The 19,390-nt window shown below is 63.3% G+C and carries 21 protein-coding genes; 7 read left to right on the forward strand and 14 right to left on the reverse strand.

Annotated elements, in window-relative coordinates:
- Window positions 1-21 precede the first annotated feature (21 nt).
- The 5 genes from MacB4_RS07560 to MacB4_RS07580 all read right to left on the reverse strand — a co-directional run bounded on the left by MacB4_RS07560 (window position 22) and on the right by MacB4_RS07580 (window position 5,901).
- Window positions 22-2,055 (reverse strand): TonB-dependent siderophore receptor, encoded by a 2,034-nt coding sequence (locus MacB4_RS07560; RefSeq protein ID WP_206863266.1) that lies wholly within the window; start codon window positions 2,053-2,055, stop codon window positions 22-24.
- Window positions 2,056-2,090: 35 nt separating this feature from the next.
- Window positions 2,091-3,653 carry a zinc ribbon domain-containing protein gene (locus tag MacB4_RS07565; RefSeq protein WP_206863267.1) on the reverse strand — a complete coding sequence of 521 codons (1,563 nt, stop codon included), beginning with the start codon at window positions 3,651-3,653 and terminating at the stop codon, window positions 2,091-2,093.
- Window positions 3,653-4,600, reverse strand: coding sequence for an IS1595 family transposase (locus tag MacB4_RS07570; RefSeq protein ID WP_206863268.1), 948 nt, complete (start codon window positions 4,598-4,600; stop codon window positions 3,653-3,655). Before MacB4_RS07570 ends, MacB4_RS07565 begins: the two co-directional genes overlap by 1 nt.
- Window positions 4,601-4,648: 48 nt before the next feature.
- On the reverse strand, window positions 4,649-4,957 hold the full coding sequence (locus tag MacB4_RS07575; RefSeq protein WP_206863269.1) for a hypothetical protein: 309 nt from the start codon (window positions 4,955-4,957) through the stop codon (window positions 4,649-4,651).
- Between the two features lie 266 nt (window positions 4,958-5,223).
- Complete coding sequence (locus MacB4_RS07580) at window positions 5,224-5,901, reverse strand: lipid-binding SYLF domain-containing protein (protein WP_206863270.1); 678 nt, start codon at window positions 5,899-5,901, stop codon at window positions 5,224-5,226.
- A 167-nt stretch (window positions 5,902-6,068) separates the two neighbouring features.
- On the opposite strand from MacB4_RS07580, the gene MacB4_RS07585 reads away from it, so the two are divergent.
- Window positions 6,069-7,442: an MBL fold metallo-hydrolase gene (locus MacB4_RS07585; RefSeq protein ID WP_206863271.1), complete on the forward strand. Its 1,374-nt coding sequence runs from the start codon at window positions 6,069-6,071 to the stop codon at window positions 7,440-7,442.
- On the opposite strand, the gene MacB4_RS07590 is transcribed toward MacB4_RS07585, so the two are convergent.
- The 6 genes from MacB4_RS07590 to thpR form a co-directional block, all read right to left on the reverse strand.
- Complete coding sequence (locus MacB4_RS07590; protein WP_206863272.1) at window positions 7,337-8,881, reverse strand: glycosyltransferase family 39 protein; 1,545 nt, start codon at window positions 8,879-8,881, stop codon at window positions 7,337-7,339. The two genes, MacB4_RS07585 and MacB4_RS07590, sit on opposite strands and share 106 nt — an antisense overlap.
- A gap of 163 nt (window positions 8,882-9,044) precedes the next feature.
- Window positions 9,045-9,644 (reverse strand): methyltransferase domain-containing protein, encoded by a 600-nt coding sequence (locus MacB4_RS07595; protein ID WP_206863273.1) that lies wholly within the window; start codon window positions 9,642-9,644, stop codon window positions 9,045-9,047.
- Window positions 9,622-10,353, reverse strand: a complete 732-nt coding sequence (gene purQ / locus MacB4_RS07600) for a phosphoribosylformylglycinamidine synthase subunit PurQ (protein WP_206863274.1) — start codon at window positions 10,351-10,353, stop codon at window positions 9,622-9,624. The genes MacB4_RS07595 and purQ overlap by 23 nt, the downstream gene beginning before the upstream one ends.
- Window positions 10,350-10,610 carry a phosphoribosylformylglycinamidine synthase subunit PurS gene (gene purS, locus MacB4_RS07605; RefSeq protein ID WP_242529176.1) on the reverse strand — a complete coding sequence of 87 codons (261 nt, stop codon included), beginning with the start codon at window positions 10,608-10,610 and terminating at the stop codon, window positions 10,350-10,352. The genes purQ and purS overlap by 4 nt, the downstream gene beginning before the upstream one ends.
- A 6-nt stretch (window positions 10,611-10,616) precedes the next feature.
- A complete protein-coding gene (gene purB / locus MacB4_RS07610; RefSeq protein ID WP_206863275.1) occupies window positions 10,617-11,924 on the reverse strand; it encodes an adenylosuccinate lyase in 1,308 nt (435 codons plus the stop codon).
- A gap of 47 nt (window positions 11,925-11,971) precedes the next feature.
- Window positions 11,972-12,532: an RNA 2',3'-cyclic phosphodiesterase gene (gene thpR / locus MacB4_RS07615; protein WP_206863276.1), complete on the reverse strand. Its 561-nt coding sequence runs from the start codon at window positions 12,530-12,532 to the stop codon at window positions 11,972-11,974.
- 128 nt (window positions 12,533-12,660) lie between these two features.
- Here thpR and MacB4_RS07620 point away from each other — a divergent pair, with 128 nt between their 5' ends.
- Complete coding sequence (locus tag MacB4_RS07620) at window positions 12,661-13,038, forward strand: NADH-quinone oxidoreductase subunit A (RefSeq protein ID WP_206863277.1); 378 nt, start codon at window positions 12,661-12,663, stop codon at window positions 13,036-13,038.
- Between the two features lie 4 nt (window positions 13,039-13,042).
- Here MacB4_RS07620 and MacB4_RS07625 read toward each other — a convergent pair whose 3' ends face one another.
- Genes MacB4_RS07625 through MacB4_RS07635 form a run of 3 tightly spaced genes read right to left on the reverse strand, consistent with a single transcriptional unit; the run spans window position 13,043 to window position 14,317 of the window.
- Window positions 13,043-13,369 (reverse strand): multidrug efflux SMR transporter, encoded by a 327-nt coding sequence (locus MacB4_RS07625; protein WP_206863278.1) that lies wholly within the window; start codon window positions 13,367-13,369, stop codon window positions 13,043-13,045.
- A gap of 15 nt (window positions 13,370-13,384) precedes the next feature.
- Window positions 13,385-13,930 (reverse strand): orotate phosphoribosyltransferase, encoded by a 546-nt coding sequence (pyrE, locus tag MacB4_RS07630; RefSeq protein ID WP_206863279.1) that lies wholly within the window; start codon window positions 13,928-13,930, stop codon window positions 13,385-13,387.
- 6 nt (window positions 13,931-13,936) lie between these two features.
- Window positions 13,937-14,317 (reverse strand): RidA family protein, encoded by a 381-nt coding sequence (locus MacB4_RS07635; protein WP_206863280.1) that lies wholly within the window; start codon window positions 14,315-14,317, stop codon window positions 13,937-13,939.
- Between the two features lie 91 nt (window positions 14,318-14,408).
- Here MacB4_RS07635 and MacB4_RS07640 point away from each other — a divergent pair, with 91 nt between their 5' ends.
- The 5 genes from MacB4_RS07640 (at window position 14,409) to ptsP (ending at window position 19,381) form a co-directional block, all read left to right on the forward strand.
- A complete protein-coding gene (locus tag MacB4_RS07640; RefSeq protein ID WP_206863281.1) occupies window positions 14,409-15,050 on the forward strand; it encodes a MarC family protein in 642 nt (213 codons plus the stop codon).
- A 27-nt stretch (window positions 15,051-15,077) separates the two neighbouring features.
- The gene (locus tag MacB4_RS07645) at window positions 15,078-16,226 is read left to right on the forward strand and encodes an anthranilate synthase component I family protein (protein ID WP_206863282.1); all 1,149 of its coding nucleotides are present in this window, start codon (window positions 15,078-15,080) and stop codon (window positions 16,224-16,226) included.
- On the forward strand, window positions 16,223-17,188 hold the full coding sequence (gene hprK / locus MacB4_RS07650) for an HPr(Ser) kinase/phosphatase (RefSeq protein ID WP_206863283.1): 966 nt from the start codon (window positions 16,223-16,225) through the stop codon (window positions 17,186-17,188). The genes MacB4_RS07645 and hprK overlap by 4 nt, the downstream gene beginning before the upstream one ends.
- Window positions 17,189-17,202: 14 nt before the next feature.
- A complete protein-coding gene (locus MacB4_RS07655) occupies window positions 17,203-17,526 on the forward strand; it encodes an HPr family phosphocarrier protein (protein WP_255551652.1) in 324 nt (107 codons plus the stop codon).
- A gap of 100 nt (window positions 17,527-17,626) precedes the next feature.
- The gene (gene ptsP, locus MacB4_RS07660) at window positions 17,627-19,381 is read left to right on the forward strand and encodes a phosphoenolpyruvate--protein phosphotransferase (protein ID WP_206863285.1); all 1,755 of its coding nucleotides are present in this window, start codon (window positions 17,627-17,629) and stop codon (window positions 19,379-19,381) included.
- Window positions 19,382-19,390 lie beyond the last annotated feature (9 nt).

The raw sequence follows: 19,390 nt of genomic DNA on the forward strand, positions 1-19,390 counted from the left end.
CCCAAAGCGGATTTTTGCCCTTTACAGAGCTCGCATTAAGCCAAATCGAGCAAAAATCTTGCTCCATCCCCACTCACGAAGACCCTTTCCTCGCCGAACATCCTCGCAATCGACTCGGCCCTTCCTTTCTTGCGCGAAAGCTCGCGTTGGTGAGAAATGGCGGCTAAAGGCAAAGCCGTTGGGCAGCCAGTAGTGCTCATTGGTGAAGTTGAAGAGGTAGAGACGCGCCTCCCAGCGGGGCCGAGCGTAGAATGCCTGGGCGTTGAGCACGAATTCTGGGGGAATCCGCACCTGGTGCTCGTAGCCCAGATACATATCGCTCAAGAAGAGCCCTCCAACGGTCGCCCCTAGGCCGTTGTCGAGTTGGTAGGTTGCCATGCCCGAGACCGTCTCTTCCGGCCAACCGATCAGCGCGTAGCTCCCCGGCGGGAAGCTCCCCGAGTTGTCGAGGGGCAGGCCGAGCCGATCCGCCTGCGCGGTCGAATAGGTCTGCACAAGCGGCGGCCCGTAGGGCGAAGCGCTCCAGTTCTCGACTCCGCTCATGAAGAGATAGTTGGCGCGGATCCAGAAGCTTTGGTTTGGCTGGTAGGTCGCGGTCGTTTCAAACCCGTTGATCTGCGCAGGGTTGGCTGGCTCCAGGTAGTTGAAGAGGTAGGTGTCTTCGTGGAAGACGTCCGCGGAGAGGAAAAGCCGGTTCCGAGCGAGGCTCAACTTTACCCCCAGCTCCTCGAGCTCGTTGAGGAGATGAAACGCCTGGTTCGTGAATGTCGGCGAGTAGCCGCCTCCGCCGCCCACGTCGGTCGCCTGGGCCCAGTTGAAGTTGAAGTAGGTGGTCATCCAGGGAAAAGGCTTCCAGGTGGGACTGGCGTTGAAAAGGGGTAGCGCTTGGGTTGTGTTGAGCTGCTCGAAAAGCACGGCGGGCGTACCGGGGGGTGTCTCGGCCGAGATCAGGTAGAGGTCGAGCCGTGCGCCCAGGATGAGCGAGAGCGTGTCCGTGAGCTGAATCGTCTGCTGCCAGAAGGGGGAAGCCTTCCCATAGCGCGTGAAATTGGTGCCGGTGGCGCCATTGAGCGGCTCGAAGTAGAAGGGATAGGGCCCACCGGGAACCAACCACTCGCCTCCACCGGGGGCCGAAGGATTGCCGACCAGGGTTTGGAAGTAGGGGGAAAAGGCGCCGTTGCGGAGATTGGGATTCTCGAAGACGCTCCACTGGTTCGGGACCGTAAACTCGAGAGAGTCGTAGGCGAGCACGTACTGGTAGCGCCATTCGACTCCCACATCCAGGAAGTGCTTCATCGGTCCGAAGAAGCCCGGAGTCGTGAACCTCTCTCTGAGCTCGGTGCGGTTGTCGATTTCGTAGCAGCCCTTCCACGCCTCTTGAAAGAAGATCTCGTCCTCGCTCGCGAGATGATCCGCGTACCAGAAGAGGGTGTTGTTGACCAATTGCAGGTCATCGCTCATCTGGACCGATTGAACGAGCTGCGCCATGCCGGTGATCGCCCGTCCGAGGTCGCCGGGATATTTGATCGTCTGCCGGGGGCTCACCGGAACGGGGGTGCCGAGGAAGGTGTTTGCTGGCGGGGGCGTTGGGGAACCTACCTGAGAAAGCGGCGGATAGCCCGGATAATAGAGGCCGTCTTGGATCAGGGATTCCGTCGGACGGTTCATGAGCACGTCTTCGAGCATATACGAGTAAGTGCCGAAGTCGGCAAAAAGGTCGGCATGATAGCGGTCGTTTGGGTGCCAGCCGATCGCGCCGTAGAAGTTCTCCTGCTGATCGAAGATCGAGTCGTAATAGCTGCCGTTATTCATGCCCAGGTAGCTCAACCGGTAGCCGAGCGTGGAGGACTGGCCTGCGCTCGGATGGTCGATCGGTCCGCCGACCTCGGCACCCCACAGATACTGATCGTACATCCCGATCGTCGCCCAGGCGTCGCCGCGGAAGCAGTCGAAGTAGGGCTGCTTGGTAATATAATTGACGTAGCCGTTGGAAGGCTGGGTCGCTCCAAAGACGGCACCCGGCGGACCTTCCACAAGATCCATGCTTTCCACCATGTTGAAGTTCCAAGGAAGGGTACTATCGCGTTGACTCAGGCAGCCACAAGGGCTGGAGGATCGGGCGATTTCATGGACGCCTCGCGGCGTTCGGATGACCTCACCACGGTCGACGGCACTCCACCGAAGTAGGGATTGGTGGATCGTGGGTCGGCGGGGGCACCCCGGCTCCCGGTTCTGCCCAGGCCCAGCGCCCGGACAGGTCGCTCCCCGAACTCGCGCACGAGCTCGGCAAGGACCGCAGCCTTCCCCTGGAAGAGCCAACCATTGGGGCGCGCACGGCGCGCTTCGATGTTGGCCGCCGCATTGAGGTCGGCGTGCATTTGGTGACCGCACCAAAGGCAGACGAAGGTCTTCTGGTCGCGGCGGTTCCGCTTGTCCACATAGCCGCAACTCGAACATGCCTGAGAGGTGTATGCGGCGTTGACCTCGGCGGAGGGGATTCCGAACCGCTCCTCCAGGTCGCGCAACTTCTCCTGGACGATCGAGCGTCCGCAGTTGCGCAGGATCGCGTTGAGCCGCCTTGAGAGGTCGGAGTGGCGGAAGTCGAGCCGCTCCAGCACCAACTCCTTGGGCTTGCCCTGCTCGACAAGGCGGTTGAGCACGCGGCCAACCTCGGTGCGAAGGAAGCCGCGCACATCCTCCACTAGCGCCCGATACCGCTGGCTCTCCCGCGGCCTGCGTCCGGCACGCTGCTGGCTGGCCGCGATCAAGGCAAGCAGCGCGTCGTACCGCTTGAGCCGCTTGAGCCAGCCCTGGCCGAGCAGCCGGCCATCGGATGTGGCCAAGAGCGTGGACAGCCCAAAATCAAGCGCCAGCGCGCCGTGGCCGTCGTAGGCGGCGCGGCTTTTGGCGCAGACCTCGCCCATGTCGGTCACCACGCCGAAGCTCAGGCGACCCTCGCGCTCGTTCACCTGGATGCCGTTGGTCACGCGGCCAGGGCGCTTGGCATGGTAGTCGTAGGTGAGCAGCGGGATGGCGATCTTGCGCCCCTTCTCGAGCGTGGAGAGGCTCACCCACCAGCCGACCCTGCCGCGCTGCGTCGCCTGGATGGGGCGGGCGATGCTCCCCGCGCGGTGGTCGAGGCGCATGGAGATGCGCGAGAGGTCCGGGCGGCGATGCCGCGCCATGCAGTGGCGCATCATGGCGCGCGCCAACCGTCGCACGGAAACCGGAATCACCTCGCCCGTGTCTCTCCTCGCCACCTCGCCGCGCCAGAACCACGCGCCCAGGCCGTTGATGGCGTGGAGCATCTGCTTGGTGGCGGGTGCCAGCGTGCTGTGGTTGACCATGTCTCGAAACTCATTGGCCCGGTTGCGGATCCAGCCCTGGAGCTGCCCGACGACCTGCCAGCGGGCCATCTGGACGCGGTTGGCCGCGCCGATGACGGCGGCGAAGGTGACCTTGTCCACGTCGTGGTTCTTCTCCAAGCGGCCCGTCTCGAAGAAGAGCCGCCACTGTTCCCGGCCCAGCAGCACCGCACCCCGGCGGTAGGCTCTAAGCAGCGCGCGCACGGCCGCCTCTTTGCTGGCCGTCAGGTTCGACGGCAGCAGGTCGGTCCGATGGACGGGCGGATGCTCGGGCTTGGTGCGGGCCATCAGGCGGTTCCCGTGAGAAAGCGGTAAGGCAGCGTGCGCCCAACGCCGCCCCGGACGAGCAGGGCCATGCGCTCCAGGCAGGCGTCGGCCTTGCGGTTCCAACGGAAGGCGGCTTCGCTGGCGTAGCGTCCGAGATGCTTGGGCGAGACGAAGTGGAAGACGCCGACCACCGCGCGTCCCAGGAACCCGTTGAAGGATTCGACGCGGTGGCCGGTCGCGGAGTCGGTGCGGACGTACTCCCGTTGGCTCTGGTTGACGGACAAGTGGGTGCGTTCCGCGCCCAGGTGCCTGTAGACCGGGAGACCATCGGTCATCGCCAGCGCATCGGCGGAGAGCACGCCGTCCAGAGCCCGGGCGACGGGGGCCTTGCCGTGGGTTGGAATGACCTTGGTTGCCACCTCGCCGCCACGCTCTGCGGCGACCAGCAGCAGCGGACGTTTGGTGCCGCGCCCCTCGGGGTTGGGCGGAGGCGGGTCGCAGTCGTCGTCCGCGCGTTCCGGCTTGGCGCGCTTGCGCGGCGTCGCTTCGGCATGGGTCTTGTCGATCTCGGCGAGGTTGGACAGCAATGGGCTATCCTCGGCCATCATGGCACGGATGCGGTGGCCGAGGTGCCACGCCGTCTGGTAGGATACGCCCAGGATCTCCGAGAGCTTCACGGCGGAGATGCCCTTGCTCGACGCGACGATCTGGTAGATGGCCTGCGCCCAGGTGAGCATCGGCAGGTGGGTGCGGTGCATCGGCGTGCCAGCGGTGACCGAGAACTGTCGGTGGCAGGCGGTGCATTCCCAGCGGCGGATCGTCCGCAGCCAGGAAGCGTGGTTGACGCATCCGCACACCGGGCAGATCGGGCCGTCCGGCCAGCGGGCGCGCTCAAACCACGCCCGCGCGGCGTTCTCGTCCGGGAAGAGATCGTGGAAGGCGCGGAGCGTAAGGGCGGTGCCGGACATGATCAAAATCTAGGGATTGTGGCGGTCTGCGTCAAGCTGATAGGCCCGTCAAGGAATATCCTGGAGGCCGAAGTTGACGTTCTCCTCGATTCCGTTGAGGAAGGTCAGGCCCTGCCGCCCGCGGATATCAGGGGCAGAAGCGCAGGCGGCTTGCGAGGGATCGACCATCGCTGCGGGGTTGAGGTAAGTGATCGAAAGCGGGTCCCATTTTCCCCACTGTCCGATTCCGGCCGCTTCCATGAGCGTCTTCGAAACCGGAGTAACCGCCCTGGGCGTATCGACGACATCCATGGGAATGGCGTAGGCGGAGGAGCAGCTTCCCGGAAGGATGCCGCCCGTGCTTGGGACCGCCTCCACGATGACTGGCGAGAGCGTGGTCGTCTCGTCCGCACCTTCATTCCCGACTTCTGCTGCTCGTCCGGGAACGGGACGGAATGCGAGGCACGCAAGGAAAACCGCCAAAGGAGCTGAGACGCCGCGCGCCATGCAGAGAATCGATAATCGAATATCATATATAAGCAAAGAAGAATCGGGAAGCAGGACAAAAAAGCGGGCCTCCTCGACTCGGAGGAAGCCCGCTTCTTCTCCTCTGAAAGGTACGAATGCGCGTCTCTGTCGGGGCCCTACTTGCGATACGGCGCTTCGAGCGCGCGGATGAGTTCCTTGGCCCCCGCCGGAGGGAGCACCTTGCGCTCCAGGATCTCCCGGGTCGTGACCGCCTTGCCGTAGTACTCCTTGTCGGTTCCCCGATCCGGTTCCACGCTGCTCTCCTTGAGGGCGATGGCGGTCCAGAACCCTTTCTTCCGGGTGTAGACATAGACCGGAGCGACCTTGTGGTGCTTGATTTCTTGCTCCGAGGTGGGGCCTGCCGTCATGGCGAGATCCGCGCCGAGCTTGAATTTATGCCCCTTGGCGAAGTGCTCGACCGCTTCCGCAGTGTTCAGGATAAAAAGAAGCTGCTCCGTCTCTCCCCCGACTTCGAGGCCGAAGCTCATTCCGCCGCTCTTCATCGCCGCAGGGCCAGACCAGCCGTGGGCCGTCTTCGCCATGACCAGGCCCTTTCCGGAGGAGAATCCGAGGATGAAGCCCTCCTCCTGCTTCCGGAGATAAGCGATTCCTTTGGCATGCTCCAGCACGGACCGAGGGATCGTGTGGTCGCTCCGGCCCTTAAAGTGCCGGACATCCTTGGTGGCCCGGTTGACCGTGTCTTGCAGATCCCATGCGGCCCATCCGGAGGTGGTGATGCCGAGAAAGCCCAACACCGCGACCGCTAACGCAAGAATTCGTGTAGAGTGTTTCATTGCATGACGTTGATAGCAATCGGTGCGAAAAACGCAAGCGCTACGGAAGAAAAGTTGCCGGAAGGGGGGCGTCGGGAACTTTGTCTTGACGGCGTTCCAGATTCCCGCTCTCTTATCGAGATCGAGGACCAAGGTTGATAGCGCCGTCTTCCTCGCACCTACCGTTCGTGAAATTTACCAATTTGACTCGCGCCAACGAGATTGGCGCAAACTCGTACCTTCTTGAGTTTGATGGCGAAGGACGGATCGTTCTCGATGCGGGGCTGCATCCCCGGAAGGAAGGGGAGGAGGCGACGCCAAACTTCGGAGCCGTGGGAGAGCGGCCCGCGGATGCATTGATCGTGAGCCATGCTCATCACGATCATATCGGGGCGCTCCCGCTTTTTGTCCGTCGCCGGGAAAAGATGCCCGTCTACTTGAGCGAGGCGACCTGCCTTCTCGCGGAGCCGCTCTTGCACAATTCGGTCGAGGTCATGCTCAAGCAGAGGGCGTCATTGGGGGTCACGAGCTATCCGCTCTTTACTCACAAGGAAGTCGATCGGTCGGCGAAAGCCTACCGGATCTGTCGGCCCGGACAGGAGTTCTCGATTCAGGAAGATTCCGATCCAAAGGGTGAGCCGCTCAGCTTCCGGCTCTACCCGGGCGGGCATGTTCTTGGGGCCGTAGGAGTGCGCTTCCGCCACCGGGATCGCCAGATCTTCTACACCGGAGATGTGAGCTTCCAGGAGCAGACCCTCATGCCGGCCGCGGATTTCCCTCTCGATGGGATCGACACGCTCATCATCGAGGCGACCCGAGGAGGCAAGGAGACACCGGAGAACCAGAGACGACCGAGGGAGATCGAGCGGCTGATCTCCTCGATCGAGTCAACGTTTCGGCGGGGAGGGGCTGTCCTCATCCCGATCTTTGCTCTCGGGAAGACTCAGGAGCTTTTGGCGACCCTCCATTTGGAGCAGAAGGCGGGCCGCCTTCGCCGCTGCCCGATCACGATCGGAGGCTTGAGTCGGAGCTTCACGCAGATCTACGACCGGCTGGCAAAGCGCTCCTTTCGCCGACATCCGGGGCTGAGCCTCCTGGGGGATGTCGCTCCCACGGTGCTCGACGGACGCAGCGTCCGCCAACTCTCGCCCAAGCCGGGGGAGCTCTACCTGATCTCCTCGGGGATGATGACCGAGCGCACTCTCTCGAACATTCTCGCGCGGCGCTTCCTTTCGGAGGAAGGGCATTCGATCTTCATCGTCGGCTATTGCGATCCGAACTCGCCTGCGGGACATCTCTTGCAGACCTCACGAGGCAACCTGGTCGCCCTCGATTCCGAGCTGCCTCCCCAGCCGCTTCTCTGCGAGGTGGACCAGTTTGATTTGACCTCTCACGCCATTCGCGAGGACCTGCTCGCTTATATTTTGCGAGTGAATCCGCGGCTCTGTGTGCTTGTTCACGGCGATCCTCCCGCCCTTGCCTGGTTCCAGGAGCGGCTCCGCGAAGAAAGGCCGGGCCTGGAAGTAGTCGTGCCCCCGCCAGGCGAGACGCTGGAGTTGTAAGCTCCGTCCGGACCGCTGAGGAGCCAGAAACGGAAATACTCGATCCGTTGGCCGTTCCATTGCCTCCAAGCTCCGCCGAGGTATCGGGCCTTCGGAAACTCACCAAGCAACCTCGTGGGCACGATCCCCTCGGTTTCGCTGGAGATGTAGAGGGCGCGGCTGCCCGGAGTGGGGCGGTAGCCGGGCCAGAGGGCAAACTGGGTGCCCTCCCTCCGGAAGTTCGGCACGAAGACCTCTCTCCTGTGGGCGTAGAAGGCGATCTCGCTCGCTACCGCATAATCGTTCGCAATCCAGAAGTCCGGATGGCTAAGCAACGCATACCCCTCGGCTTCCCGGCCGATCTCTGCCCATCCGCGAGCACGGAGGAGCGGGTTTTTCGGGCCGAGCAGGCCGGAGCCCAAACCGTGCAGGAAAGCGGTCTCGATCAGGGCCAGCGTCAGAGCAGAACCGACCAGGAGTCGAGCCCATGAGGAGCGGCGAGCGCGCTCGCCCCAATAGGCCACCGTTACAAGAAGCGCGGCCGAGGAGCCGGTGACGGTCCAGTTGGCTTTAGCGGCCTGGTGCAGGCTCAAGATCGCGTAGAAGAGGAAGACGGGAAAGAAAAGCGTGGCCAGGAAGAGGGAAGGGGCGGTGGGCGACCGGTCTCGAAGGCCGACCGCAGCCGCCCAAAGGAGGGCGAGGAAGACGAGCGGCGAAAGAGAGAGCGCCTGTTCGATCCAGAATTGCTCGATCTCCTTCGGTTGGAGGGTGAATGGCTCGCGCAACCCACCCCGGTGCAGGAGGTGATCGACCGTCACCCCCCCATGCGCGGCATTCCATGCCAGGAAGGGGAGGAGGCCCAAGGCGGCTGAGCCAAGCAGGAGCAGGAAGCGGCTCGAAAAGAGGTTGGATCGTGCCCTTCGGCTGTGCAGCAGGAAGAGCGCAAAGGAGAGCGGCTCGAACCAGTTGACGAATTTGGCCGCGAATCCTGCGGCCACCGCCAAGCCTGCCGCCGCCCAAGGCCACCCGGACGCGTTCTCGCGTCCCTCCCAGAAGAAAGCGGCCGCGAGCAGCCAGAAGAAGACCGACGGCGCGTCGATGGTCATCAGGACCGATCCCACCGCAAAGATGGGCAGGATTGCGGCGACCGCGGCGGTGGCTACGCCGCACCAGGAAGAGAAGAGCCGCTGCCCCAGCCGGTAAAAGAGCCAGCCAGTTCCGACGGAAAGCAAGACGCTGGGGAGGCGCACTCCCAGGACGGTATCTCCAAAGAGGGTCGTGCCGAGCCCGATCAGCCAAGCCACGATCGGCCCCTTGGTGACGTAGGATAGCGCCGGGTGCTGGGCCCAGAGCCAGTAGTGCGCTTCGTCGGGGAGCAGATCGAGGGTCACCGCATAGCGGAGCCGGCAGAGTGCGACGACCACCAGGCCGGCGGCCATGGCCCAATCGAGCCGGGTCATGGGAAGGAAGAGAGGGGGAGAGGAAGATTCGCCCTGCACTGCCCCTGAATGTGCATCCACCTTCGCTCTTCCCCCTACCTCGCCCCTCTCTCTGCGGGAGCGGCTGGCGAGAGGCGGAGGCGAGAGCAGAGCAGGCGCATGCCGATCGCGCGAAAACCGGGGCTCAATCTTTTCGGGAGAAGAGCCGAAGAATCTCTTCGCCCTCTCTTCCCGGATAGCACTGCCCGGGCAGCCATTCCGCTTCGAGGAGAAAATGGGATCCGAAAAAGAAGTCGAGCTCCTCAAGGGTGAAACAATAGGGCGGGGGATCGAGAGGGCCCGTCCGGAGAAAGAAGACGCCAAGAAGCTTTCCACCCGGCCGTAGCGCTCCGTGGGCCGACCGCACGTAATCGTGCCGGCGCTCCGGCGGGATGGCGCAGAAGCAGGTGTGTTCCCACACCAAGTCAAACGCACCGCGGAGCCAGTCTGGCAGGGTGAGGAAATCGGCTTCCTCGTACGCGAGGTTCGCTGGCTCCCCATGGCGTCGAGCCTGCGCAAGGGCCTCCGGCGCGAAGTCGATGCCCACCGCTTCCCAGCCTCGGGTGGCCAGCAGCCGGACATCGTGACCGCATCCGCAGCCCGGGATGAGTGCGCGGCCGGGCCGCGACAGGCGCAGAAGGGCTTCCTCCAGGGCGGGAGAGTGGCTCCCTCGATTCCAGGGCGCGTCTCCTTGCCGGTAGCGGCTGTTCCAATAGTCGGGGTTATCGAGCGGCGCTATGGACATGGGCAGTTCTAGCCTCTGCGCCGAAAGGCAGAGAGCCGACGGAGAGAAAGAGCCTGAGCCCGTCGGTCGAGGCGAGCAAAGGTTCGCAGGCGCGCTCCGGATGGGGCATGAGCCCGACCACGTTCCCTTCCTCGTTGGAAATTCCGGCAATGTTGGCCAGTGACCCGTTCGGGTTGGATTCGAGGGTGGTCTCGCCTCGGGCATCGCAATAGCGGAAAAGGATGGAGCCCGACCTTTCGAGTCGATCGAGCGTCGACGGGTCGGCGTAGTACCGTCCCTGGCCGTGCGCGATTGGCATTCGGACCACTTCCCCGGAGGCATAGCCCCGGGTAAAGACGCAGCAGCTACTTTCGACACGCAAGCAAGCCGGATGGCAATGGAAGAGGCCGTCGACGTTGGTCAGCAAAGCGCCGGGGAGGAGCCCCGCTTCGCAGAGAATCTGAAATCCGTTGCAGATCCCAAGGACGGGCAAGCCGTTACGAGCCGCCCGCGCCACCGCCGCCATGACGGGAGAAAAGGCGGCGATCGCCCCGGACCTCAGATAGTCGCCGTAGGAGAATCCTCCCGGAAGCACGACGGCATCGACGGTCGGCAACACCCGCTCGTCGTGCCAGATTGCCACCGCCTCATGGCCAAGGACGCGCTGCAGCACGGCAAGGCAGTCGCGATCGCAGTTCGAACCGGGAAAGACGACGACGCCCCATCTCATGGAACCGCTTCGATGTGGAGCTCGAACTCCTCGACGACGGGGTTGGACAGAAAATCGCGGGCGATCGCTTCCAGCCGGGGGCGTATTGCGGCCAGGTCACCCTCGCCCGGAATCTCCAACTCGATTTCCTTGCCGACGCGCACCCTTTCCACAGAGGCCAGCCCGAAGTGGGCTAACGCGTGGCGAACGGTCTCTCCTTGGGGATCGAAGACGGAGCGTTTCGGCAGAATCGATACGCGGGCTCGGATCATCGCCATCGCAATCTACGGTTCCGGTGCTTCCAAGCCAACTCTTTTGAAGGTCTCCCCGACATGGCGGCAATAGGTCTTCCAATCGCACGCATGCTCGATCTCCTCGGGGGAGAGAAGCCCGGCGATCCTCGGCGTGTCGTGCAGGTAAACGGCAAAGGGCTCCTTCCCTCGCCAGCATCGCATCGCCGCCTCCTGAACCAGCTCGTAGGCATCCTTGCGCGACAAGCCCTTTCGTACCAGGGCGAGAAGAATGCCCTCCGAGGCATAGAGTCCCTTCGATCGTGCCAGATTCTCAGCCATCCGCTCGGGATAGACCGACTGATCGGCTACGAGGCGGTCCAAAATGACGAGCATATAATCGAGGGTCGCGGTGGCGTCGGGAAAGAGCACCCGTTCGGCGGAAGAGTGGGAGATGTCGCGCTCGTGCCAGAGCGGCACATTCTCCATGGCGGCCAGAGCGTAGCCGCGCAAGAGGCGCGCAAGGCCGCAGAGCCGCTCGGAAAGGATCGGATTCCTCTTGTGAGGCATGGCGCTGCTCCCCTTTTGTCCCTTCGCGAAAGGCTCCTCCACCTCGAGGACCTCGGTTCGCTGCAAATGGCGAAACTCGATCGCCCACCGCTCGATGCTCGCGCCAATCAGGGCGAGGGTCGTAGCCAGGTTGGCATGGCGGTCTCTCTGAATGATCTGGTTGGAAGCGGGGGCGGGGGTGAGGCCGAGCCTGCGGCACACCTCTTCTTCCACCGCGGGGTCCAGATGGGCGTAGGTCCCAACCGCACCAGAGAGCTTCCCGACCGAAATTTGCTCCCGAGCAGCGAGAAGCCGGTCGGTAGCGCGGCCGAACTCATCATACATCAGGGCCAGCTTGAGGCCGTAGGTGACCGGCTCGGCATGGACACCATGGGTCCGGCCGATCATCGGCACGAAAGCGTAACGGCGTGCCTGCTCACCAATGGTCATGCGGAGGGCGAGCAGGTCTTGGTGAAGCAGGTCGCAGGCCGCCCGAAGCTGAAGGGCAAGGGAGGTATCGAGCACGTCCGAGGAGGTGAGGCCATGATGGAGCCAGCGACCCGCCGGCCCCGCATGGGAGGCGACCTCCTCCAGGAAGGCGAGGATTTCGTGTTGGGTCTGCACTTCCCTCTTCTCGATCTCATCCGGAGAAAAGCTCACGCGCTCGCGAATCTGGGCAGCCTCGTCGGCGGGAACGCGGCCCAGGCGTGCCATCGCCTCGACGGCGAGCAGCTCGATTTCCAACCAGAGCTCGAGGCGACGCTCTTCGCGCCATATGGCGCGCATGGGCTCGCGACTATATCGTGCCAGCATCCCTTCTTCCGTACGGGCTTCTCTGGGAAAATACAAGAGGAGTTCGACTAGGCGGGCGTTGGCAGAGCCCAGGAGGCGAGCAGGGTGTAGCGGCTGCCCTCGGGCCGCGTCTCCGAGGAGACCAGCGCCAGCTCCCGCACCGCCCAGTCGATCGGCGGCTCGAGGCGGTGGAGCAGAACCGGCTGCCGCCGGCTGCTCCGTGGTCGGCACGGCAGGACTGCGCGGCGTGCCAAGGTGATGTGAGGGGAGAAGGAGCGTCCAAACGATAGAGGGCAGCCCATGGCGCGGAGCCGTGCCCGCAAAGATTCGACCAGATGCGCCAGCCCGGAGTGACCGCTCGGAACGAGCCAGAGGAGCCCCTCGCGCCCGGCGGGCTGGAAGAGTAGCCGGTCGAGCCGGAGGAAGATGTTGGGGAGAAGAGAGCGGTCCACCAGAGAAAAAAGGGGACCGGTTCGCTCCTCGTCCACGGAAGGCAGAAAGAGGAGGGTGAGATGAAGGTTCTCCCGCGCGATCCAGCGGCCGGAAACGATCGGCACCAGGTCGCGCGCGGCGTCTCGGAAGCGCATTTGCTCTTCCATGGTGGGCCAGAGTGCAAAAAAAAGTCGCATGCGGCTCAGCTATGTTCCTTCTCCGCTCTCTTTGGGGAGCCTGCCGAGCGCCCCCACGCAGGGAAAAGAGAAAAAACGTGCTTCCCCCATAGGAGGCTTCCTCGTAGGGTAGGTCGCCGGAGCTTGTCATGAATCTCGAGTACGTCCCAGTCTTGTTCCAGATGGTGATCGCGGTCGTCGTTGCCGTCTCGATGCTCGGAGGAGCGATCTTGATCGGTCAGCGGGGACGGAGGACCCCGGCCAAGGACATCCCCTACGAGTGCGGGAAGGATCCGATCGGTCCGACCAATCCCCGCTTCTCGGTGAAGTTTTACATGGTGGCGATGCTCTTCATCCTCTTCGACATCGAAACGGTCTTCTTTTTTGTCTGGGCGGTCGTCTATCGTCAGGAGCTGGCCTACGGCCTCCGGATTCTTTTCGCCATGCTTTTCTTCTTGGCCGTGCTCGGCGTCGGCCTCGTCTACGAGCTGCGGAAAAAGGCGCTCGACTGGACCAGGCAGGGATAGCGGGTCAACCTCGGACGGACTGGAGGGCGGCGACCCCCACGATGATGCAGGCGATGCCGAGGATCTTCTGCCAGTGGAAGCCTTCGCCCAGGAGCAGGATGCCGATCGTCGCCGTTAGGGCGGTGCCCGTTCCCGCCCATACCGCGTAGGCGACCCCCATCTCGAGGCCCTTCATCGCGCGCGCAAGGAAGACAAAGGCTCCGGCGTAAAAGACGATCACCAAGCCGGCGGGAAGGGCGCGGGTGAGCCCATGGGAGATCTTCAAGCAAGTCGTGCCCGCTACCTCGAGGAGAATCGCACCGGACAATAACCACCAACAGAGCGAGCTCATTCGGGGAATCCTTCCTCAAGGCCGGACGGCAGGGGTATGCCGCAGATCCTCTGGCAGCTGGTCCGCGGAGAAGACCTCGATCGGCAACCGGAGAAGGGAAAAGAAGGGGACGCCGAAATCGATCGGCTCCGGGCTCCGGTCGACCAGGCAGGCGATCCCGACGATCCGTCCCCCCGCGCGCCGGGCGGCTTCCACCACCTCCCGGACCGCTCCTCCGGTCGTTACCACGTCTTCGGCAACGAGCAGCGCTTCGCCCGGAGCGATCGTAAACCGTTTCAAAAAAAGCCGATCCCCTTCCTTTTCCGTGTAGATATGCCGCCGGTCAAGCTGGCGGGCCAATTCCTGCCCGAGGGGAATGCCTCCCAACGCCGCCGAAATCACCGTGGGGAACGAGAGGTTCCGGACGCGCCCGGCGAGCAATTCGCAGATTTTCGAGGCCAGCCGGGCGTGCTGGAGGAGGAGGGCGCACTGGAGAAATTGGCGGCTGTGCAAGCCCGAGCGAAGGAGGAAGTGTCCTTCCAGGAGCGCTCCCGTGGCGCGCAGTTGGTCGAGAAGGTCCATGAGCGTTTAGCGGTGGGCAATCGCTTCGATCTCGATCCGGCTTCCTCGGGGGAGCCGGGAGACCGCGACGACGGTACGAGCAGGTCGCGGTGCGGGAAAGTGCCGCGCGTAGATCTCGTTCATCGCCGGGAAATCGTCGAGATCGCTCAGGAAGAGCGAGACTTTGACGACATGGGCCAAGCTGAACCCTTCTTCGCTCAGCACGGCCTCGAGGTTGCCGATCGCCCGCTCGGTCTGCGCTTCGATCCCTTCGGGAATCGGCCCGCCATCGAGAGGCAGCGGGAGCTGACCGGAAACAAAGCAGAATTCCCCAATGACGACTCCGGGCGAATAGGGGCCGATCGGAGCAGGGAGTCCGGGGGGGATGATAGCCTTCTTAACAGCCATGGCGACTATTGAGGCTCAAGGACCTTGGGTTGACAAGGAATTGCTGCTTGCGGTTGAAGGGTGGCTTGGCCAGAGTTCACGAGTCGGATCCATGGAGGGGCTCACCACACAGAAACTCGGGCAGGATGTCTTGATCTTCTTTGCGACGATCAACCCCGTGGCCACCCTGGGCTTCTTTCTCCAGCTGACCCCGGGTTTTTCCGATCGCGAGCGGGCTTCGGTCGCCCGGCGGGCGGTCCTCTACGCGACGCTGGTCTTAGTCGGGGCCCTCGTCCTCGGCCAGCTCTTGCTCGAGGCGATGCATGTGAGCGTGGCCTCGTTTCAAGTTGCCGGGGGGGTCGTCCTCTTCCTTTTCGCCTTGCAGATGATCTTTGCCCACCATGAGGACCCGAAAGGAGCCAAAGGCCAGGACCCGGCGATCTTTCCTTTGGCGATGCCGGTGATTGCGAGCCCGGAGGCCATCCTGGCCGCCGTCTTGCTGACGGACAACCACGTCTATCCGATTCCGGTCCAAGCGATCGATGCCGGCTTGATGCTTGGCGTCCTCTTGCTCACCTATCTTGTCCTGCGCGGGGGAGCCCGCATCTCTCGGCTGCTCGGACAGGGCGGGATCGCGCTGCTCGTACAGATCACGGGGCTCATCCTCGCCTCTCTTTCCGTCGAGATCGTTGCCCACGGGGTCTTGGCCCTCGTCGCATCCAAGGGTGCTACGTCCGTCCACACCTCATGGTAAGCCTCGCCGACGGTGAGCGCAGGACCCATGAATCCAGACGATGAGCTTGGCGTTGTTCCGCTCTGGGGACGGGGGAGCGGATATCTCCTGGCGGAAGAGCCCGTGGAGATCGTTCGGGGTAGAGGCGAGGAGTGGGAGCGACTGCGGGAGGCCTACCTGGCCCATGCGGGAAGCGGCCCCTTCGGTTCTTCTGGCGGGCTGCTCGGCACGGTCTCCTTCACTGGCGACTTTCGCTTCGGCATCTACCGGACTTGGCACAGGAGTGCTGCGCCCTGGCGGGAAGAATCCTGGCGCCGGAGGAGTCCCGGGCATCGGGTCTTTCCTCGGCCGCTTCCCGCCGCTTCTTCTCGAACAGGGCGCGAGAGGTTCGTTGCGATGGTCCGGGAAGCCCAGGAGTATATCCGATCGGGGGACATCTACGTGGTCAACCTCGCCCGGCGGCTCTGGTGGGAAGTTGCGGCCGATCCTTTTCGCCTCTGGGAGTGCCTGCTCGCGCAGGATCGTCCCCCAGGCAGGGGCTTCCTCAGGACCGAGAACGGATGGCTTCTCTCCGCTTCCCCAGAGCTCTTCCTGCGGATCCGAGGCAGGCGCATCGAGACACGACCCATCAAGGGCACTCTGCGCCGCTCCCTGCGCGCTGAGGTCGATTCTCCCCTGGCGCTCCAGGCAAATCCGAAGGAGCGAGCGGAGCTGCTCATGGTCACCGACATCGAGAGAAATGATCTCGGGCGGGTCTGCCGGTTTGGGACAGTGCGAGTCAGACGGTTTGCGGCGACGACGCGTCATGCCCATCTTTGGCATCTCTATTCTTCGATCGAAGGGATCCTTCGTCCGGACATCGATCCGGTGAGCGCCCTCTTTGCCTGCCTGCCCGGCGGATCGATCACCGGGGCACCCAAGCGGCGGGCCGCCGAGATCCTCTCGCGTCTCGAATCCGAGCCCCGGGGACTCTACACAGGGGTTTTCGGATATATCGCCTTTTCCGGAGATGCGGCTTTTACCATGACGATCCGTTCCTTGGAGGTGACCTCCGAAACGGTTTCCCTAGCGATCGGCAGCGGGATTACCATCGATTCGGACCCCGTCGCGGAATACGAGGAAACCTGCCTGAAGGCGAAAGCCGGGGAGGAGGCGCTCCGTGCATACGCGGCGGGAGAGAGGAGGGTATGGGGATGACGAGGCCAAAAAGCACGGTCGGCTCGGTGCCGAGAGTTACGGCAAGAGAGTTCTTTGCGCAGCACGAGGAAGCCCTGCAAGGAAGGCTCGTTGCCGGCCGCTCCGGCTTGGGGCGGATGATCCTGGAAGGCTCCGTGAACCGGCCGGGCCTCCAGCTTTCGGGATATTTGAAGAACTTCGCCTGGCAAAGGGTCCAGATCATCGGCGCAGGGGAAACTTCCTACTTGAAGAGCCTGGCGACGGAGGAGGCTCGGGCCAGAGTGCGCGCGATCTTTCTGCGGAAGATCCCCTGCCTGATCGTCTCGCGCGGGATCGTGCCCCCCGACTTTCTGATCGAGGAAGCGGAGGAGACCGGAACCCCACTCTTCCTTTCGAGCTTGCACACCATGCGCCTGATCAACACGGTGACGATCTGCCTCGAGATGGATTTCGCTCCTCGGGTCAACGAGCAGGGCAGCATGGTCGATATCCAGGGGATTGGCGTCCTGCTCAAGGGGGCGAGCGGGGTCGGGAAGAGCGAGTGCGTCCTCTCTCTGATCGCCCGAGGGTATTCCCTGGTTGCGGACGACATCACGACCATCTTTTGCCTGGAGGGGAGAGAGCTGGTGGCCCGTGCCCCCGATATCAGCCGGTTTTACATGGAGGTCCGAGGAATCGGCATCATCGACGTGACGAGCCTGTTCGGCTTGCGCGCCATTCGGATCGAAAAGCGGGTGGATCTCGTTGCCACCTTGCGCGAGTGGGAGCCGGGCGACGAGATCGAGCGGGTTGGCCTCGATCAGGACGAGTACGAGATCTTGAATATCCGGATTCCCCATGTTATGATTCCCATTCGTCCTGGCAGAGACTTGGCAACCCTGGTCGAGGTGGCGGCCCTCGATCAAAAGCTTCGATCGATGGGGCATAATGCCGCTCAGGAATTCAATGAGAAGCTAACGAAGCTCACCAAGAGAAAGCAATAGTACGAGCAAGCGCCATGGAGAAACCGGCTGCCGGCAACGCGAACGGAACGGAGAAGGCTGCTGTAGGAGAAGCTGAGGCGGAGGTCATGATCCGCAACAAGCTTGGGCTCCATGCGCGTCCAGCGGCCATGTTCGTCAAGGTCGCGAACCGCTTCGTCTCGAATATTCAGGTCGAAAAGGACGGGGAGGTCGTTAACGGCAAGAGCATCATGGGGATCATGATCCTCGCCGCGAATCAAGGATCCCGCTTGAAAGTATCCGCAAAAGGGCCCGATGCGGCGGCCGCGGTAATCGCACTGTGCGATCTGGTCCAGAAAAATTTCGATCCGGAGCCTTAGCCGGACGTTCCTTTTCGGGGCGCCGGGACTGTCGCGTCCTCCCATTTCCAGCTCTTGCCTCTGGCCGGAAACCGCTTCCCTTCCTCCAACGAGTCTCTTCATGAGCGGCAGAGCGGAAGAATGCTTTGCGGGCGTGGCGGCCGCGCCGGGCATCGGGATCGGGCCGGCGCTAGCGGTTCGCGGAGATTACGAGTTCGTCCGTCGACGGCCCATCACGGCCGCGCAGGTCCCGGAGGAGCTCGACAGGCTCGAGAGCGCGTTGCTCAAGACTCGGGGAGAGCTCTTGCAGGCCAAGGAAGAGCTGGTCCGCTCCTGGTCCCAGGCAAGCGATTCGCTATTCGAGGCCTATCTGCTGGCGGTCGACGATCCCACGATCCTCGAGGCGGTGAGAAGGCGGCTCGAGTCGGAGAAGGTCTGCGTCGAGGCCGCCTATCAGGACGTGATTCGTTCCTTCGTGGCGCAGATGGAGCGGATCGATGATGCCTATCTTCGGGAAAGGGCGCTTGACGTTCGCGATGTCGGAAAGCGGGTGCTCCGAAACTTGCGGGGGGGCGAGGAGGAAGGTTTTGAACTCGACAAGCCCCGCGTCGTCGTGGCTGACGCTCTGCTGCTTTCCGATCTCGTCTCCCTCGATCGTCGCCTGCTCTTGGGAATGGTGACCGAGGAGGGGAGTCAGACCTGCCATGCGGCGATCCTGGCGCAATCGCTGAACATCCCCGCCGTCGTGGGCGTTCGCGGCATTCTCGATCGGATCGATGAGGAAGCGGAGGTCTTGGTGGACGGCTTCGCCGGCGTCGTGATTCTCCGCCCATCGGAGCAGAGGAAGTTCCAGGCGCGGGCCGACCAAGCCCGCTTCTTCGCCCAGACCCGGGCGGCCCGAGAAAAGCGAGGGCCGGCGGCCACGAGCGACGGGCAGCGGATGCGGATCTCGGCCAACGTGGAGCTTCCGGAGGATCTGCCCCTCATCCGCGAAAACGACGCCGACGGGGTCGGGCTCTACCGTACCGAGTTTCTCTTCCTTCGCTCCGAGAATGGGCCTTCCGAGGAAGAGCAACTGGCCGTCTATCGAGAGGCGGCCGAATGGGCGAAGCCTCATCGGCTCGTGATCCGCACGCTCGATGTGGGCGGAGACAAGCTTCTTCCTTGGCTTGCCGTCAGGCCGCTGGAAAGAAACCCGACCCTGGGTTTCCGCGGGATCCGCCTTTCCTTGGAAAGACAGGAGATCTTTCGTACGCAGCTTCGCGCGATCCTTCGCGCGTCGAGCCAAGGCAATGTTTCGCTCATGTTCCCGATGGTGACCGACGTCGGCGAATTTCGCCGCGCCCGCGCGCTGTTGCAGGAGGTTCGCCAAGAGCTCGTGGCGGAAGGACATGACCTTCGGGATATACCTTGCGGCGTCATGATCGAAACGCCGGCCGCCGCCCTCATGGCCGATCTGCTTGCCGAGGAAGCGGATTTTTTTAGCATCGGAACCAACGACTTGGAGCAATATACGCTGGCCGTCGATCGGCTCAACGACCGGGTTTCCTCCCTCTATCCGACTCCGCACACGGCGGTGCTCCGGTTGATCCAGGGCGTCGTGGGCCAGGCGCACAAGCTTGGCCGTTCGGTGAGCGTCTGCGGGGAGATGGCCAGCAATCTGGCGCTGCTGCCTTTTTTTATTGCGCTCGGCGTGGAAGAGCTAAGTATGGGCTCCGTTCTCATTCCTCGGGTAAAGACCGCCGTCCGGAGCGTTTGCGCCGCGGACGCCCGTGACGGGGTGTCGGCCGCCCTCCTCCGGAAAGAGGCCTCCGAGGTGTTGGAGGAGCTGAACCGGCTGGCGGAGCGCTTTTATCCCGAGCTGCTCGCCCGGTAGAATGGGAGG

Source organism: Methylacidimicrobium sp. B4 (genome assembly GCF_017310545.1).
Lineage (GTDB): Bacteria > Verrucomicrobiota > Verrucomicrobiia > Methylacidiphilales > Methylacidiphilaceae > Methylacidimicrobium.